Origin of the sequence: Streptomyces sp. NPDC057702, assembly GCF_042799315.1 — a bacterium.
In the GTDB taxonomy this organism is placed as follows: domain Bacteria; phylum Actinomycetota; class Actinomycetes; order Streptomycetales; family Streptomycetaceae; genus Streptomyces.
The window spans coordinates 1-15,520 of sequence record NZ_JBHVJC010000033.1 but is presented as its reverse complement, the minus strand read 5'-3'; the positions used below and the strand labels follow the sequence as shown (position 1 = coordinate 15,520).

The 15,520-nt window shown below is 72.8% G+C and carries 13 protein-coding genes and 1 rRNA gene; 8 read left to right on the top strand and 6 right to left on the bottom strand.

Annotation, left to right across the window (positions count from 1 at the left end; translation table 11 throughout):
- Window positions 1-81: 81 nt before the first annotated feature.
- Both ACFVFR_RS24225 and ACFVFR_RS24220 read right to left on the bottom strand, forming a co-directional pair.
- Window positions 82-300 carry a hypothetical protein gene (locus ACFVFR_RS24225; RefSeq protein WP_383705127.1) on the bottom strand — a complete coding sequence of 73 codons (219 nt, stop codon included), beginning with the start codon at window positions 298-300 and terminating at the stop codon, window positions 82-84.
- 140 nt (window positions 301-440) lie between these two features.
- Complete coding sequence (locus tag ACFVFR_RS24220) at window positions 441-1,400, bottom strand: hypothetical protein (RefSeq protein ID WP_383705295.1); 960 nt, start codon at window positions 1,398-1,400, stop codon at window positions 441-443.
- Window positions 1,401-2,075: 675 nt separating this feature from the next.
- Here ACFVFR_RS24220 and ACFVFR_RS24215 point away from each other — a divergent pair.
- Window positions 2,076-3,674: an FAD-binding oxidoreductase gene (locus ACFVFR_RS24215; protein ID WP_383705125.1), complete on the top strand. Its 1,599-nt coding sequence runs from the start codon at window positions 2,076-2,078 to the stop codon at window positions 3,672-3,674.
- Window positions 3,675-3,952: 278 nt separating this feature from the next.
- On the opposite strand, the gene ACFVFR_RS24210 is transcribed toward ACFVFR_RS24215, so the two are convergent.
- A complete protein-coding gene (locus ACFVFR_RS24210; protein WP_383705123.1) occupies window positions 3,953-4,702 on the bottom strand; it encodes a phosphatase PAP2 family protein in 750 nt (249 codons plus the stop codon).
- 295 nt (window positions 4,703-4,997) lie between these two features.
- Complete coding sequence (locus tag ACFVFR_RS24205; RefSeq protein WP_383705293.1) at window positions 4,998-5,978, bottom strand: NlpC/P60 family protein; 981 nt, start codon at window positions 5,976-5,978, stop codon at window positions 4,998-5,000.
- Window positions 5,979-6,423: 445 nt separating this feature from the next.
- On the opposite strand from ACFVFR_RS24205, the gene ACFVFR_RS24200 reads away from it, so the two are divergent.
- The 7 genes from ACFVFR_RS24200 (at window position 6,424) to ACFVFR_RS24170 (ending at window position 14,730) form a co-directional block, all read left to right on the top strand.
- On the top strand, window positions 6,424-6,630 hold the full coding sequence (locus tag ACFVFR_RS24200; RefSeq protein WP_383705121.1) for a DUF397 domain-containing protein: 207 nt from the start codon (window positions 6,424-6,426) through the stop codon (window positions 6,628-6,630).
- 321 nt (window positions 6,631-6,951) lie between these two features.
- Window positions 6,952-7,260, top strand: coding sequence for a hypothetical protein (locus ACFVFR_RS24195; RefSeq protein ID WP_383705119.1), 309 nt, complete (start codon window positions 6,952-6,954; stop codon window positions 7,258-7,260).
- Between the two features lie 504 nt (window positions 7,261-7,764).
- Window positions 7,765-8,637, top strand: coding sequence for a hypothetical protein (locus ACFVFR_RS24190; protein WP_383705117.1), 873 nt, complete (start codon window positions 7,765-7,767; stop codon window positions 8,635-8,637).
- Entirely contained in the window at window positions 8,627-9,964 is a 1,338-nt protein-coding gene (locus tag ACFVFR_RS24185) for a hypothetical protein (protein WP_383705115.1), read from the top strand. The genes ACFVFR_RS24190 and ACFVFR_RS24185 overlap by 11 nt, the downstream gene beginning before the upstream one ends.
- Window positions 9,965-9,966: 2 nt before the next feature.
- The gene (locus tag ACFVFR_RS24180; RefSeq protein ID WP_383705291.1) at window positions 9,967-11,514 is read left to right on the top strand and encodes an SCO6880 family protein; all 1,548 of its coding nucleotides are present in this window, start codon (window positions 9,967-9,969) and stop codon (window positions 11,512-11,514) included.
- Between the two features lie 10 nt (window positions 11,515-11,524).
- The gene (locus ACFVFR_RS24175) at window positions 11,525-13,009 is read left to right on the top strand and encodes an ATP-binding protein (protein WP_383705113.1); all 1,485 of its coding nucleotides are present in this window, start codon (window positions 11,525-11,527) and stop codon (window positions 13,007-13,009) included.
- Between the two features lie 2 nt (window positions 13,010-13,011).
- Window positions 13,012-14,730, top strand: coding sequence for a type VI secretion protein (locus ACFVFR_RS24170; RefSeq protein WP_383705111.1), 1,719 nt, complete (start codon window positions 13,012-13,014; stop codon window positions 14,728-14,730).
- 54 nt (window positions 14,731-14,784) lie between these two features.
- Here the strand turns inward: ACFVFR_RS24170 and ACFVFR_RS24165 are convergent, their stop codons facing one another.
- Window positions 14,785-15,321 (bottom strand): GNAT family N-acetyltransferase, encoded by a 537-nt coding sequence (locus ACFVFR_RS24165; protein WP_383705109.1) that lies wholly within the window; start codon window positions 15,319-15,321, stop codon window positions 14,785-14,787.
- Window positions 15,322-15,432: 111 nt separating this feature from the next.
- Window positions 15,433-15,520: ribosomal RNA gene (rrf, locus tag ACFVFR_RS24160) — 5S ribosomal RNA — on the bottom strand; the annotation flags it as partial.

Genomic DNA, 15,520 nt, shown 5'->3' with positions numbered 1-15,520 from the left:
CCGCGCGGCGGTCCGCGCCGGCCCGCCTCCAGGGCCGGTCACCGACGCGCGCCACCGGCTCCGCACGTCGTGTCACACGACTTAGGACGCACTGTGTCCGATGTCATGCCCACATTCATGAGCCGGCTCAGAAGTGGCCGAATGTGGTCGGTCCATATGGACGCGCAGCACGGCGTCGATGTGGTCCGCGCTCATCCGCTCCTCGGCCACGTTCGACGCGGCGATCATCAGCTCGCCGTACAGGTCGATCTCGACGAGGGCCACATGGTCCGAGACCGACGACCCGTGACGCGTCACCATGTGTGTCACCTCCTCCGAGTGCCGGCCCGCCGGCCGGTCCGGTCGCCGGCCGTGTCGCCAGCGTTCCAGCGTAGGGACAGGCACACACCGCGCACATGGCACGGATGGGTCATTTCCATGGGCCGAACCCGTTCGCGGGGCTAATTCTTCGGCGAATCGACCGTGCCCGCATAAATATCCGCGGGTTTGGGAGGGCGCAGCGCGACCGTCGTACCGAACGCGTACAGCTCGGTCGTGGAGACCACGTCCGTCTCCCGACGCTGCCCGCCCGCGGCGTTGGTCATCGTGAACCGGTGGCGGATCTTGCGCAGCCGCCCCCGCGCGTCCAGGAAGGCGTCGAAGCGCACCGCGTCGGTGGCGAACCCGCGCGCCGCGGCGCGCAGCACCCCCCGGGCGTACGGCTCCGCGGCCCGCGCCGCCGCTCCCAGGTCGGCGACGCCCCGGTAGTGCCGCAGCCCGCCGCGCGCCGACGCCCCGCGCCCGACGACGCTGACCTGCCGCGCGCCGCGCAGGAGTTGGGCCGACACCAGCGGGTCGGTGGCGCCCCCGGTGACCAGGTTGCCGTCCGCGACCCGCGTGCTGTCCACGCGCACCCAGCGGTCGTCGGGCACCCCGGCGCCCCGGTTGAACAGGAACAGCTCGGCGGGCGCGAGGAGTTCGGTGATCGGCTTGTGCTCGTCGGTGCCCACCGCGTCCTTCGGCAGCCGCACCCGCAGCCGCCCCATCCGCCGGGCGAAGTCGTAGCCGCCTCCGCCCTGGATCGCGACCCGGGTCGCGCCGGCGTCCGTCTCCACCGACGTGCGCATCCGTGCGCTGCCCGCCCGCGCGAGCGCCCCCGCGGCCTCGCGCAGCGCGGCCGGCGCGGCGCCCACCTCGCGCTCGGGGAGTTCGCTGCCCCCGGTGCGCCCCGCGCCGTGGGCGCCGGCCGGGCCGCCGTCGATGTCCCACTCGTCGGCGACGCGCTCCTGGGCCAGCCCCTCGCCGGCCCCCTCGGGATCGGTGCGCGAGGAGCACCCGGCGGTGGCCACCAGCGTGACCACCAGCCCACCCGCCACGGCGGCGACCGCGCCGCCGCCGCACCTGTGCCGTCGTACCGGCATGCGGACCGATCTCTGGACTCTCATCGACGTCCGACCCCCTGACCGTTGTCGCGCCCGTACCCCGCGCGTCGCGCCGCACCCCGCTCACCGCGCCGAACGCGGCGCTGGCCGGGCCGTCGGGACGACGGTGAAATATGTTCCGTTCAACGATCGCCCCAGAGGCCCGTCACGGCCCGGTAGCGTGGGTACGTGCTTGACTCGGGCCCCGAAGAACACGAGACGACCACTACGGAAACCGGCGCCTTCTGCCTGGCTCGCTGCTCCTGCGGCTGGTCGGGCCCCGCGCGAAGAGCCCGCTCCCGAGCTCGCACGGACGCGGACGAGCACCGCTCGGCGCAGGCCCCGCGCCCCGTCGCTCCCTGCCCTCCGTATACCGGCCATTAATGGCGTACCGGCGCTGACTCCGGCGCACTCACCCATCACGCGCGCCCCCTGACGCGGGCGCGCGCGCCTCACCTGCCCGACCGTCATCCGGGGTAGCCGCCCCGCGCGTTGCCGGGTCGGGCCGCGCCGCGTGTCGTACGCCCCTGACCTGGGGTGGTGTCGGGTCCGCGACCTGGCCGAGAATGTCATGGACATGTACAGTCAAGCGGACTCGGCGCCACCGCCACGGAACCGTCCTGGCCCGCACACCCTCTGCGTAGAGGAAGACCACATCGAGCAGCGGAGGGCAGGATGGACAGGCGCACACTGCTGGCGGCCGGAACCGGGCTGGCCGTGGCGGCCACGGGAGCCGTCGCGTGCAACGAGAAGGCCGGCACCCCCGCCCTGCGCGAGGAGACCGGCACCCCCGCCGGCGCCACCCGCTCCGCCGCCCCACCCGTCACCTCCGCCTCGGCCCGCGCGGGCAAACCCCGGGCCGCCGACTGGAGCGCGCTGGGCAAGGGGTTGCGCGGCGGCCTGATCCGCCCCTCCGACGCGGACTACGCCCAGGCCCGCCAGCTCTACAACCCCCGCTTCGACCACCAACGCCCGGCCGCCGTCGCCTACGTGGCCCACACCTCCGACATCGCCGAGTGCCTGGCCTTCGCCCGCCGGCACGGCACCCCCGTCGCCATCCGCAGCGGCGGCCACAGCTACGCCGGCTACTCCGGCGGCACCGACCGCCTGGTCATCGACGTCTCGCGACTGAAGTCCATACGCACCGGCGCCGGCACCGCGACCATAGGCGCCGGCGCCAAGCTCATCGACGTCTACGCCGACCTCGGCGCCCACGGCGTCACCATCCCCGCCGGCTCCTGCCCCACCGTCGGCATATCCGGCCTGACCCTCGGCGGCGGCCACGGCGTGGTCTCGCGCGCGTACGGCCTCACCTCCGACAGCCTGGTCGGCGCCACCCTCGTCACCGCGGACGGCAGGACCGTGCAGACCTCCAAGGACCGGGAGGCGGACCTGTTCTGGGCGCTGCGCGGCGCGGGCAACGGCAACTTCGGCGTCGTGACCGAACTCCGCTTCCGCACCCACCGGGCCGCCCCCGGCGTCACCGCGTACCTCACCTGGCCCTGGACGAGGGCCGCGGCCGTCCTGCGCGCCTGGCAGACCTGGGGCCCGGCCCAGCCGGACGAGATCTGGTCCTCGGTCCACTTCTCCGCCACCTCGGGCCGCACCCCCACCGTCTCGGTCAGCGCGTTCTCCCTGGGCACCTACGGCGACCTGCAAAACGCCGTCGACCGGCTGGCCGACGCGGCCGGCGCCCCCGCCAAGAGCGTGAGCCTGCGCCGCCGTGGCTACCTGGACGCCATGCGCGGCTACGCCGGCTGCGCCACCTCCTCGACCGCGCAGTGCCACCTGCCGGGCACCACCCCGGGCCGCACCGCGGCGGGCACCCTGCGCCGGGAGACCTACGGGGCCCGCTCCGACTTCTTCGACCGCTCCCTGAACCAGCAGGGCGTCCGCGCGCTGCTCGACCAGGTGGAGCGGTACGGCCGGGGCAGCGGCGGCGGCTCGGTCAGCGTCGCCCTCACCGCGCTGGGCGGCGCCGTCAACCGCGTCGCGCCGCTGGCCACCGCCTTCGTCCACCGCAGGTCGCGGATGCTGGCCCAGTACACGGCCGCGTGGCCGGTGGGCCGCCCGGGCACCGCGCAGACCTCCTGGCTGGACAGCGCCCACGCGGCCATGCGCCGCCACGCCTCCGGCGCCGCCTACCAGAACTACACCGACGCCGGCCTGAAGGACTGGCGCACGGCCTACTACGGCCCCGCCGCGAACCGGCTGACCACCGTGAAGAAGCGTTACGACCCCCACCGCCTGTTCACCTTCCCGCAGGCACTGTGAACCACCAGACCCCGCCTGACCCCTAAGGCCCCCCTCTCCCCGTACGGACGGGACCGCTCCGAAAAGCGGCGACACCCCGTCAGGAGGCCGCCCGCACACGGCGGGTGCGCCCCGCACGGCGCGTCACGAACGGGCGGGGCCGGGTCGGATGGTCCGCGCTACGCGACCGGCACGCGACGGCCGGGCGCGCCCGGCCCCGCACACACGACCGGCCGCGGCCGGCGCGGCGCGTACGCCACGATCCGGCGCGGCCGGCGCGCTGTCTCGGGAGGGGCGGCTCAGGCGGCCAGATCGCTGTCGCGTCGCTTGTCGGCGACCGGTGTGACGGCGGCGCCACCCGCCCCGCGCTGACCCACCGGGCCGGTCGCGTCCACCGACGCGGCACCGCGCGGGGCCCGCACCAGCCAGCCGGCCCGCGAGCCGGCCACGGTGGTGGCCAGCGGCGTCAGCAACATCATGGCCAGCGGCGCGAGCAGCAGCGTCACGGCCGTGCCCAGCGCGAACCCGCCCACCACGTCGGTCGGGTAGTGCACTCCCATGTAAACCCGGCAGAAGCCCGCGAAGAGCGCCAGGACCAGCGCGAAGACGCCGTACTTGCGGCTGACCATGAAGATGCCCACGGCGATGGCCGCGACGAGCGTGGAGTGGTCGCTGACGAACGAGTAGTCGCTCTTGCCCGCCACCAGCACCTCAAGCCCCTGGTGGTCCACGAAGGGGCGGGGGCGTTCCACGAAGCCACGGATCGGGATGTTGGCCAGCAGGGCCAGGCCGGCGGCGAGCGGCGCCCACAGCAGGCCGGCGACCGCGCTGACCGCGTCGGTGCGCCCCCGCGCGCTCCACCAGGCGCCGGCCAGCAGCGCCAACAGGCCGAAGACGATGCCGAACTCGCCGACGAACTCCATCAGACGGTCGAACCAGTGCGGCGCGTCCTGGGCCAGACCGTTGATGTCGTAGAGCAGGCTGACATCCGGGTTCGTCCCCTCCCTGGCGTCTGCTGCCAGGGGGGACCCCAGTGCGAGTCCAGCCATCTGCCGCGGCCCCTTATCTCTGTGCCCGTCACGCCCGTCGCCGCATGCGACCGGCCGCCCCCGCGGTCGACAAACGAAGTGTGCTGCTATTCCACCCGAAAGAAACGCCTGTGTGGGGCAGCGCGTTCCACTCTCCACCCAACGATCACCAGGACGTTATCGAAGGGTGACCCATCGTCGCAGCTCAGAAAGACGGCATCACGCAGAGTTCCAGCCACGCTACACCCCGATGGAGGGCGTCGATCGGATTCCGGTCAGCGCCCCGACCCCGCCGGCGCACGGGATCGGCGCGGCGTCAGGTGGTGCGATCCCGTGGCGCGGGGAGCGCTTTCGCGCCATCTTTGGTGACCCTGGTCGCCCCGATGTAGTCCGGCGTATCGATCGGGTCGAAGCGGATCACCGCACCCGTGTACGGAGCGTTGATCATCTTGCCGCCGCCGACGTAGATCCCCACGTGGTGGATGGAGCGCGGGTCCTGCAGGTCGTACGCGAAGAAGACCAGGTCCCCGGGTTGCAGCTGGTCGCGGCTGGGGTGCGGCCCGGCGTTCCACTGGTCGTTGGCCACGCGTGGCAGCTCGATGTCCACCGACCGGTAGGCCGCCTTCGTCAGACCCGAGCAGTCGAACCGTCCTCCGTCGGCCGCCGTCCCGTTGCCGCCCCACAGGTAGGGCTTGCCCAGCTGCTTCTGCGCGAAGTAGATCGCCGCGGCGGCCTGCTTGGACGCGGCCACCGGCCGCGTGGGGGCGGCGAAGCTCTTGGCCAGCGTGGTGATGCGCTGCACGTAGTTCTGCGTCTCGTTGTACGGCGGGACGCCGCCGTACTTGATCACCGCGTAGGAACCGGCGTTGTACGAGGCCAGCATGTTGTGCGTGGGATCGCCCGGCACGTCCTTGACGTACTTGGCCAGGGCGCAGTCGTACGCCGCCGCCGAGGGGATGGCGTCCGCCGGGTTCCAGATGTCGCGGCTCCCGTCACCGTCCCCGTCCACCCCGTACGCCGCCCAGGTGCCCGGGATGAACTGCGCGAGCCCGCGCGCGTCGGCCGGGCTGCGGGCCTTGGGGTTCCAGCCGCTCTCCTGGTAGAGCTGCGCGGCGAGCAGCGCCGGGTTGATGGCCGGACAGCGGTTGCCGTGCTGGCGCACCAGGTCCTGGTACGCCGGCGGAACCGTTCCCTCCGCGAGCTGGACGTCGCCGCCGACACCACCGTGGGTGACCCTGCTCGCGACCATGTACGTCCCCAGCACGAGCAGCGCGACGAAGGAAAAGGACAGCCCCATACTGATGCTGACACCGAGCCAGACCTTCTTACGCACCGGCCCATCCTCCCCCATCCGGCCGCTTCACGAACGTGGTTCGCACGGTACGACGGCGGCCACCACCTTGGCGAGAGGGCATCTGACGTCCACCGACGCACGGCGGGGGCACAGCCGGGGCACGCCCACGGCACACGACACACCGCCCCGGCGCCAGGCACCCCGCCCGTGACGCCACCGGGCCACCCCGGGCGGGCGCCGGGCCCGGCGGTGCGAGCCGGCGCCGGCGAGGGTGCCGTACGCCCGGGCCGGCGGCGGCTCAGGTCCGCTTCGCCGACGCGGCCGACGGACGACCGCCCGCGCCGACCGGAGGGCTACAGTCCCCCCTGCGACCACGCGGCGCGGCCCCGCCGCCCGGGCCCCACGCCCCGTCACCGCCCCGCCGGCACCCGCGACAAGGACGAACGCGATGAAGACCAACCAGCTCGACTGGCAGCGCGCCGCACCCCAGGGGGAGGACCCGTCCGCGTACCTGGAGGCGGCCGCGGGACCCGACGACCGGAGCTCCCCGCGGGAGAGCCACGACCGCGACCAGGTCGTCGTCACCACGCGGGCCAAGTGGGAGGCGTTCGCCGTGGGCGTCAAGGCGGGCGAGTGCGACGCCTTCGCGCGGTGAGGCGGGCCGGTGGGTACCCGGGGCCACCGACGGGTACACCCGTAGACGCACCGCGCTCAGCACGCTCCACCCCTCGCATCACCCACCGCCACGGAAAACGGCACGCAGCGTGACGGTCACCCCCCGCACTGACGCTCCATCGGGCCGGGTTTGTACGGTTTGACCGCAGGTCAGAGCGGCAAGGCCCAGATCCGATACGAGATCCGCCAAGAAATGCCGCCAAATCGACATGCGACAGTGGCAACTTCAGCGAAGATAGAGACTGACCCGTGCCGCACGACAAGGCGGTACACAACTACCCATAAGGGGCGGTGAGTTCACATGCACTTGGCAGCCGAAAAAGGCGACATCACCACCATCATCGGCGGAATCGCCCCCGACTGGGGGCCTTTCGGAAGCCTGGGCAACGAAGCGCGCATCATGATCGAGGTCGTGATGGCCGTGTCCATCCTGCTGTGCCTCGGCATCGCGATCTGGGGCGCCGCCAAGCAACGCATCGGTGCCACGGCCCTGCGCGACACGTTCAGCGCCGAACAGGGCAAGGGCCTGATCGTCGCCGGCCTGACCGGCGTCTTCATCATCGGCTCGCTGGGCACGCTCTTCACCATCGTGTACGGCATGGCCGTCTAGGCCACCGAACCCGCCCGTGCGGACGCGGCCCCGGCCGCCCGCACGGGCGCGCCGCGTCCGGACCTCCCCCGAACGCCTCGCGGCGAGCCCCGCCCCCGTCCACCGCTCCGCCCCGACCCACGTCCACGAGCCCCCCGCTCGCCCCTCCCTCCCCACGAGGCCGCACGCTGATGCCGACTCCGCCAGGCCACCCGGACCGCCCTCCGCGCTCCCCGCGGCCCGGGCGGAACCGGCGACAGCCACGCCGCGCCGTCGCCACCCCGACCTCCCTCCATTCCCCTGGCCCCGCTGCTGAGGTTGTGTCAGCTTGATGTGCACTCACACCACCACCCGCGCGCCGCGCTTCGCGCCGCTACCGTCGTACCCGGGCGCCGCGAGAGCGGCGGCGCACCAGACGACGGTCGACACGACGCCTCCCCGGCCGGTCGCCCCGCGCGGAGCGGGCGCGCCCGTGCCCGGGCGTGCGGTGGCGGCCGAGGCCACGGGTGAAGGGGCGGGCACGCGATGAGTCCCCACGGCGACGACCACTACGGCGCGGACGACCCCGCCGGCTCCGACGGCCGACTGACCCGCACCCGGCTCCCCGACGGCGACGGCGAGGCGTTCGGCACCGCCCGCCGCCCGCGCCCCACCACCAAGCCCAGCCGCGGCCTCTTGACCATCGTCACCGTGGTCGTGCTCCTCATCGCGGCCATCGCCTTCGCCAACCGCGGCGACGGCGACGGCGAGTCCGACGGCGGCAGCGGCGGCGGCTCCGGCGGCGACAAGGGCCCCCGGGCCCAACCCACCGCCCCCACCGGCCAACGCCCCGTCACCGGCAAGGACACCACCACCGGCATCGCCACCGGCTTCCCCCGCACGGAACAGGGCGCCCAGAGCGCCGCGGCGAACTACGCGGTGGCCCTGGGGTCGGTGGAGATGTACACACAGGACACCCGACACGCGATCGTGAACACGGTCTACGCCCCCGACGTGGCCACCGCGCGACAGGCCCCGCTGGACAAGGTGTACTCCGGCGAACGGCTCCGCACCGCCATCGGGCTCGACAAGGACGGCAAGGCGCCCAAGGGCATGACCTTCGTCTGCCGGACGAGCCCGATCGGCACCCGGATCGTCGACTTCGCCGACAACACCGCGAGCGTGGCCGTCTGGTACTCCACGCTCGTGGGGCTGGCCGGAGAGAACTCCAAGAGGCCCGTCACCGAGGGCTGGTACACCAAGACGTTCGAGCTCAAGTGGATCAACGGCGACTGGAAGGTGGCCGACTACCAGCAGCAAGACGGTCCGACACCCGTCGGCCGGGACCAGACCGCGTCATCGGCCGAAGAGATGGCCGACGCCGTTCAAGGGTTCGGAGGGTTCACCTATGCCCGTTAAACGTCGCCGCTCCCTCACGCTGGCCGCGCTGTTCACCCTGAGCCCCACCGCGATCCTGCTGCTGGCCACACACGCGGCGGCCGACCCGTCACCGAAGCCGTCGGACGATGGTGAAGACCCCTGCAAGGACTACCCCGACGGGTTCAAGGACCTCTGCGATGACGGCGGCGGCGGAGGTTCCGGCAAGAGCGACCCCACCTCCCCCATAGACCCCGCCGCCTCGCTCGCGAGGTCCTGCGCCAAGGCCGCCTCCTGGCTCGTCGGGAAGCTGTCCGACATGGTGAACGAGACGGCCGGCGTCGACTTCACCAACGAGACGTTCCTGCGCCAGTACGCGATCGTCTTCGCCGCCTCCACCGTGCTCACCCTGCTCCTGTGGCTGCTGGCGGTCGCCAAGCGGGCGATCCGCGGGGTGCCGTTCATGGAGGCGATCACCGAGGCCATCGGCTTCCTCTGGCTCACGGTGCTGGCCTCGGCCTTCACGCCGCTGGTGCTGTACACCGTCGTCTCGGCCACCGACGCCGTGACCGACGTGATCGCCTCCGGGACGGGGGCCGACAACGACGCGTTCTTCGGCTCGTTCGCCGAGGCGCTCAAGAAGGACGAGGACATCGGCGGTGGGCCGATCATGCTCATCGTCGTGTCCCTGGTGACCATCCTCGCGGCCGGTGTGCTCTGCCTCGAACTCGTCATCCGCGCGGCCCTGCTCTACGTCGGCGCCCTGCTCGGCACGGCCGTCTACGCGGGCCTGGTCGACAAGAACATGTGGGGCCACGTCCGCCGCTGGGCCGGCCTCATGATCGCGGTCATCCTGGTGAAGCCGGTGATCGTCGTCGTGCTCGGGCTGGCCGGGGCGCTCTCCGGCGACGAGGGCCCGGACGCGTTCTCGGCCGTGGTCTCCGGCCTGTCGATCATCATCCTGGCCATCTTCGCCAGCGCCATGATCTACCGCTTCGTCCCCGGCTTCGGCGACGAGATCATCAACAGCCGCAACGCCAGCAGCGACGCCGCCTCGCGGCAGGCCGCCGCGATCGTCAGCTCGCCCGCCGCCCTGGTCAAGCAGGGCATGAACGCGCACAGCAACCGCGCCGTGGGCCCGCCCGCCGGCGGCGGAGGCGAGGGCGGCGGAGGCGGCTCGTCCCAGCCCCGCCCCGCCAACCCCGTCTCCGGCGGCGTGGCCGCCCACAGCGCCCGTGGCGGCGGCTCGGGCGGCGACAGCGGCGGCAACCGCCCGCCCGCCGCCCCCGCGCCCCGCGCCCAGAACCGCAACAACAGCAACAGCAACACCAGCAATGCGAGCAACACCTCGGGAGGTGACCGGCGTTGACGATCGAGGCCCAGTCCCACCCCATCGCGCCCCGCCGCACGTATCTGATCGGTCGGGCACGCCCGAACGCGATCGTCGGCAAGAACCGCGAGACGGGCGAGATCGCCCTGATCATCGCGGGCGGTTTCGTCGGCATGATGTGCGGGTTGCTCGTTCCCGTCCTGATGCTGCGCATCATCACCCTGGTGGGCTTCCCCGCGCTGGCCCTCGGCGCGGTCTACGTCCCGTACCGGGGTCGCACGTTCTACAAGTGGTTCGAGGTCAACCGCTCCTACCGGCGCATCACCCGCCGCGGCGCGGCCTACCGCTCGGCCGCCGCCGAGGCCGGCACCCAGCTCGACGGCCGGGAGATCGAGGTGGGCCCGCCGCCGGGCATCGGGACCATCAACTGGCTCGCGGCACCCTTCGGCCCCGACGAGATCGCCGTACTGCTGCACGCCGACCGGCGCACGGTCACCGCCGCCATCGAGATCGAGGGCCCCGGCGTGGGCCTGCGCGACAGCGAGGACCAGGAGGCGCTGGTCGACCGGTTCGGCACGCTCCTCAAGCACGTGGCCAACGGCGACGGCTTCGTCACCCGCCTCCAGATGCTCGCCCGTACGCTGCCCGCCGACCCCGACGCGCACGCCAAGGACGTCGAGCGGCGCGGCGCCGCCGCCTCTCCCGACTGGCTCAAGGACTCCTACGACCAGCTCCAGTCCATGGTCTCCACCTCCTCCGAGCAGCACCGGGCCTACCTCGTGGCCTGCATGCACTACACCCGCGAGCTGGCCTCCGAGGCCCAGGCCATGGCCCGCGCCTCCCGGCACAGCGGCAAGCGCATCGACCGCGACGCGGGCCTGGCCGTGGTCATGGCGCGCGAGCTGACCGACATCTGCGCCCGGCTCACCGAGGCCGACATCCGGGTCCGCCAGCCGCTGGGCCAGGGCCGGCTGGCCTCGCTCGTGCACTCGATGTACGACCCGGACCACCCCATCGACCACATCCAGGCCATGACCCAGCGCAACGCCTGGCCGGCCGAGCTGGACGCCATGGAGCCCACCTACCTCCAGGCCAAGACCCGCGAGTCGGCCACCCGCGCCCCCTGGTGTCACGCCACCGCCTGGGTCAAGGAGTGGCCGATGACCCCCGTCGGCGTCAACTTCCTCGCCCCGTTGCTGGTGCACACGCCCGACGTGATCCGTACGGTCGCGGTCTGCATGGACCTGGAGCCCACCGAGCTGGCCATCGAGCGGATGCTGACGGAGAAGACCAACGACGAGGCGGAGGCCAGCCGCCAGGCCAAGATGAACCGCACGGTCGACCCGCGTGACATCGCCGCCCACGGCCGCCTTGACCAGCGCGGCGACGACCTCGCCAGCGGCGCGGCCGGGGTCAACCTCGTCGGCTACATCACCGTCTCCTCCCGCTCCCCCGAGGCCCTCGCCCGCGACAAGCGCACCATCCGCGCCTCGGCCGGCAAGAGCTACCTCAAGCTGGAGTGGTGCGACCGCGAACACCACCGGGCCTTTGTGAACACCTTGCCGTTCGCGACCGGCATCCGACGATAGGGGCCGCACCGTGGTCGATCCGATGGGCGTCATCACCGAGGCCTTCACCAGTTTCGTCTTCGGCAAGGTGGAGACGACGCGGCTGCCGGTCCGCACCTCCACCGGCCAGGCCCAGGCCGTCTACCTGCCCACCGCCGCGCCGGGACTCGGCGACTCCGGCGTGATCATCGGCCGCGAGGTCTACTCGGGCAAGGGCTACATCTACGACCCCTTCCAGCTCTACGGCCAGCAGCTGCCCGCCCCGCACTGGCTGGTGCTCGGCGAGTCCGGCAACGGCAAGTCCGCGCTGGAGAAGACGTACGTACTGCGCCAACTGCGCTTCCGCGACCGGCAGGTGGTGGTCCTGGACGCGCAGGGCGAGGACGGCGTCGGTGAGTGGAACCTGATCGCCCAGCAGCTCGGCATCACGCCCATCCGGCTGGACCCGATGGCCGCCCTGGACGGCGGCATCCGCCTCAACCCGCTCGACCCCTCCATCACCACCACCGGCCAGCTCGCCCTGTTGCGCACCATCATCGAGGTCGCCCTGGGCCACGGCCTGGACGAGCGCTCGGGCTTCGCGCTGAAGGTGGCGCACGCCTACGTCAACGAGACCGTCACCGACCGGCAGCCGGTGCTCACCGACATCGTCGAGCAACTGCGCCACCCCGAGCCGGAGTCGGCCGAGTCGATGAACGTGGACCTGGACGACGTACGCGCCTGGGGCCTGGACGTCGCGCTGGTCCTGGACCGGCTGGTCGACGGTGACCTGCGCGGCATGTTCGACGGCCCGACGACCGTCGGCATCGACCTGGACGCGCCGCTGATCGTCTTCGACCTCTCGCACATCGACCGCAACTCGATCGCGATGCCGATCCTGATGGCGATCGTGGGCGTGTGGCTGGAGCACACCTGGATCAGGCCGGACCGCAAGAAACGCATCTTCCTGGTCGAAGAGGCGTGGCACATCATCAACTCCCCGTTCGTGGCCCAACTCTTCCAGCGGCTGCTGAAGTTCGGCCGCCGGCTCGGCCTGTCCTTCGTCGCCGTCGTCCACCACCTGTCTGACGTCGTCGACGGCGCCGCCGCCCGCGAGGCCGCGGCGATCCTCAAGATGGCCTCGACCCGCACGATCTACGCCCAGAAGGCCGACGAGGCCCGCGCCACCGGCCGGGTACTGGGCCTACCGCGCTGGGCGGTGGAGATCATCCCCACCCTCACCCCCGGCATCGCCGTCTGGGACGTCAACGGCAACGTCCAGGTCGTCAAGCACCTGATCACCGAGGCCGAACGCCCGCTGGTCTACACCGACCGCGCCATGACCGAGGACTCCATCAGTGCCGCGTTGACGGCCGAGGCCGAGGCCAAGGCGGAGGCCCGGGCGGCGGCGGCCGTCGAGCAGCACCTGGCGGAGGAGGACCTCGCGGGCGACCCCGCGGAGTACGACCGGTACGGCCCGTACGCCCCCTACGGTCCCCCCGCGTCCGGCTCCTCGTCCGAGTCCACGGTGGCCTAGCGATGGCGGACCCGAAGCGGGACCGCGCGCCCGAGCGCGGCGTCCCGGACGGCCTGCTCGTCGGGGCGCTGCTGTTCCTGATCGGGCTGACGCTGCTGACGTGGACGGCCACCGGCCTGGCCGGCCTGTTCGCGCACGGCGCCTGGCCCGAGAACGTCTCCTTCATCCGTACGCCGCTGGCCGCCCGTCACCTGGTCGGCGACCCGCGGGACCTGGCCACCGCCTGGCCGCACACGCCTCCGGCACAGCTGTCGGGGTACGGGCTGTTCTGGGGCATCTTCATCAGCGAGGTGCTGATCCTGGTGGTCGCCACGGTCTTCGTGGTCGGCACCCTCGCCCGCTACCGCCTGCTGCGGGCCCGCCGCGCCGCCGAACGGCAGGCGAGCGCCGCCGAGCGGGGAGCGCCCGTCGAGCCTCGGGAGCGGCGTACGGAGCCCACCGCGCCGCACCCGCCCGTCACGGGGCCCGTCGAAGCCCTCCCGGAGCCCGGCGTCCCGCGAGCCACTCCCGCCCCGGTCGCCGAACCACAGCCCCCCGTCGACCCGGCGGCCTACTTCACGGCCGTCTTCCCCACCACGCGGCCCGAGCCGGCCCAGCCCAGCGACCCCGCGCCCCCCGACCCGGGCGACCACGCAGCCGCCGCCACCCTCCAGCCGCCCAGCACACCCACTGCCGCCGAGGCCGCCCCGGCGCCGCCCGAAGCGCGACCGACCGCCCCGTACGCCACCGGCGCCGCGCCGGGCGGGGTGCCCGCGCAACGCGGCGCGACCTGGTCGGGAGCGGAGTCCTCGCCGGCGCGGGTCCGGTTCGACACGCCCGAGGGCCGCCAGGAGACGGCGCTGCACGCGATCCTGGAGGCGCCCGGCCCGCTGCTGGTGACCAGCGGGGACGCGAGGCTGTGGGCGGAGACCACGGGGACGCGCGCCAAGCTCGGCCCGGTGCACGTCTACGACCCGAGCCATCTGCTGGACACCCCGGCCCGCCTGCGCTGGAACCCGACCACGGGCTGCGAGGCGCGCGAGGTGGCGGCGGCCCGTTCGGTAGCCCTACTGGCTCCGGTACGCCCCGCTTCGCTGATCGAGTCGACCACGGCCGACGCGGCGGAGACGTTGCTGCGCTGCTGGTTGCACGCGGCGGCGGTGGACGGCCGCCCGTTCCGCCAGGTGCACCGCTGGGCCCAGGGCCACTCGGCGCACGAGCCGGTCCGTATTCTGCGGACGAACGCCAAGGCGGCCAGCGGCATGGCCGGCGAGTTGGAGTCCACACTCACCGCGCACCCCGAGCGCCGGGAGCTGGCACGGGAGCTGACGGCCCGCGCGCTCGGCGCGCTGTCCTCGATCCACATCCGTGACGCGTGCAACGCCGGCCGGGCCGACGTGCTGGCCCTGGATTCCCTCATCGCCGAGGGCGGCACGCTGTACGTGGTGGGCGAGTCGTTGGAGAACCCGCGGTCGGAGCCGGGGGCGATGCCGTTGTTGACCGCGCTGGTCGCGAGCGTGGTCGAGCACGGCCGGTGCCTGGCCGAGCGCTCTCCCGGCCGCCGCCTGGACCCGCCGCTGACGCTGGTGTTGGACGACGTCGCGGGCGTGGCGCCGTTCCCCGCGCTGCCGGAGCTGGTGGCGGGCGGCTCCGCGCGGGGCCTGCTCGCGCTGGCGCTGATGCGCTCGCCGGAGCAGGCGCGGGCCCGCTGGCCCCGTACCCACGGCAGCCTCGTCGGCTGACCGACCGGCCATCGCCGCGCACCGCTCCGGTCACGGGGCGGCCCACCCGTGGGGTTACGGCCGGGCCAGGGCCAGCTCGTACTCCGTCTCCCGCGGCTGGTTCGGGTACGCCATGGTGTTGCCGGTCTCGGTGAACCCGAGCTTGGCGTAGAAGCCGCGCGCGCGGGCGTTGTCCTCGTGCACCCACAGTCGTACGCGCTCGACGCGGGGTTCGGGCAGGTTCCAGGACCATTCCAGCGCGGTGTCGAACAGGCGCCGGGCGAGTCCGGTGCCCCGGTGTTCGGGGCGGATGTAGACGCCGACCAGGTGGGTCTGCGCCCGGTCGCGCTCGACGAGGACGACGGCCATCGCCACCAGCGGCGGCTGCCCGTCGGGGCCGTCGCCACCGGCCTCCACGACGAAGGTCTTCAGCTCCTCGCCGGCCTCGCCCTGCGCGGCGCGCTCCTGCCACCGCGTGTCCGGTTCCTGGATCTGCCGTTCGTGGGTGTCCACGAAGGCGATACGCGCGACCGGATCGGCGAGCGCGGCCAGGCGTAGCTCCTTGAGCCGGGCCCATTCGTCGCTCTTGATGCCCCTGACCACGTAGTTCATACGCCCAGCATCGCAGTCGGGGACCGCGATCTCCAGAATTTTTTGGCAAACGCGAAAAGGGCCTCGCCCAGGAGATCGGAATCTCCGGGCAAGGCCCTCTTCTCAAAAATTGTTCGGCGGCGTCCTACTCTCCCACAGGGTCCCCCCTGCAGTACCATCGGCGCTGAAAGGCTTAGCTTCCGGGTTCGGAATGAGACCG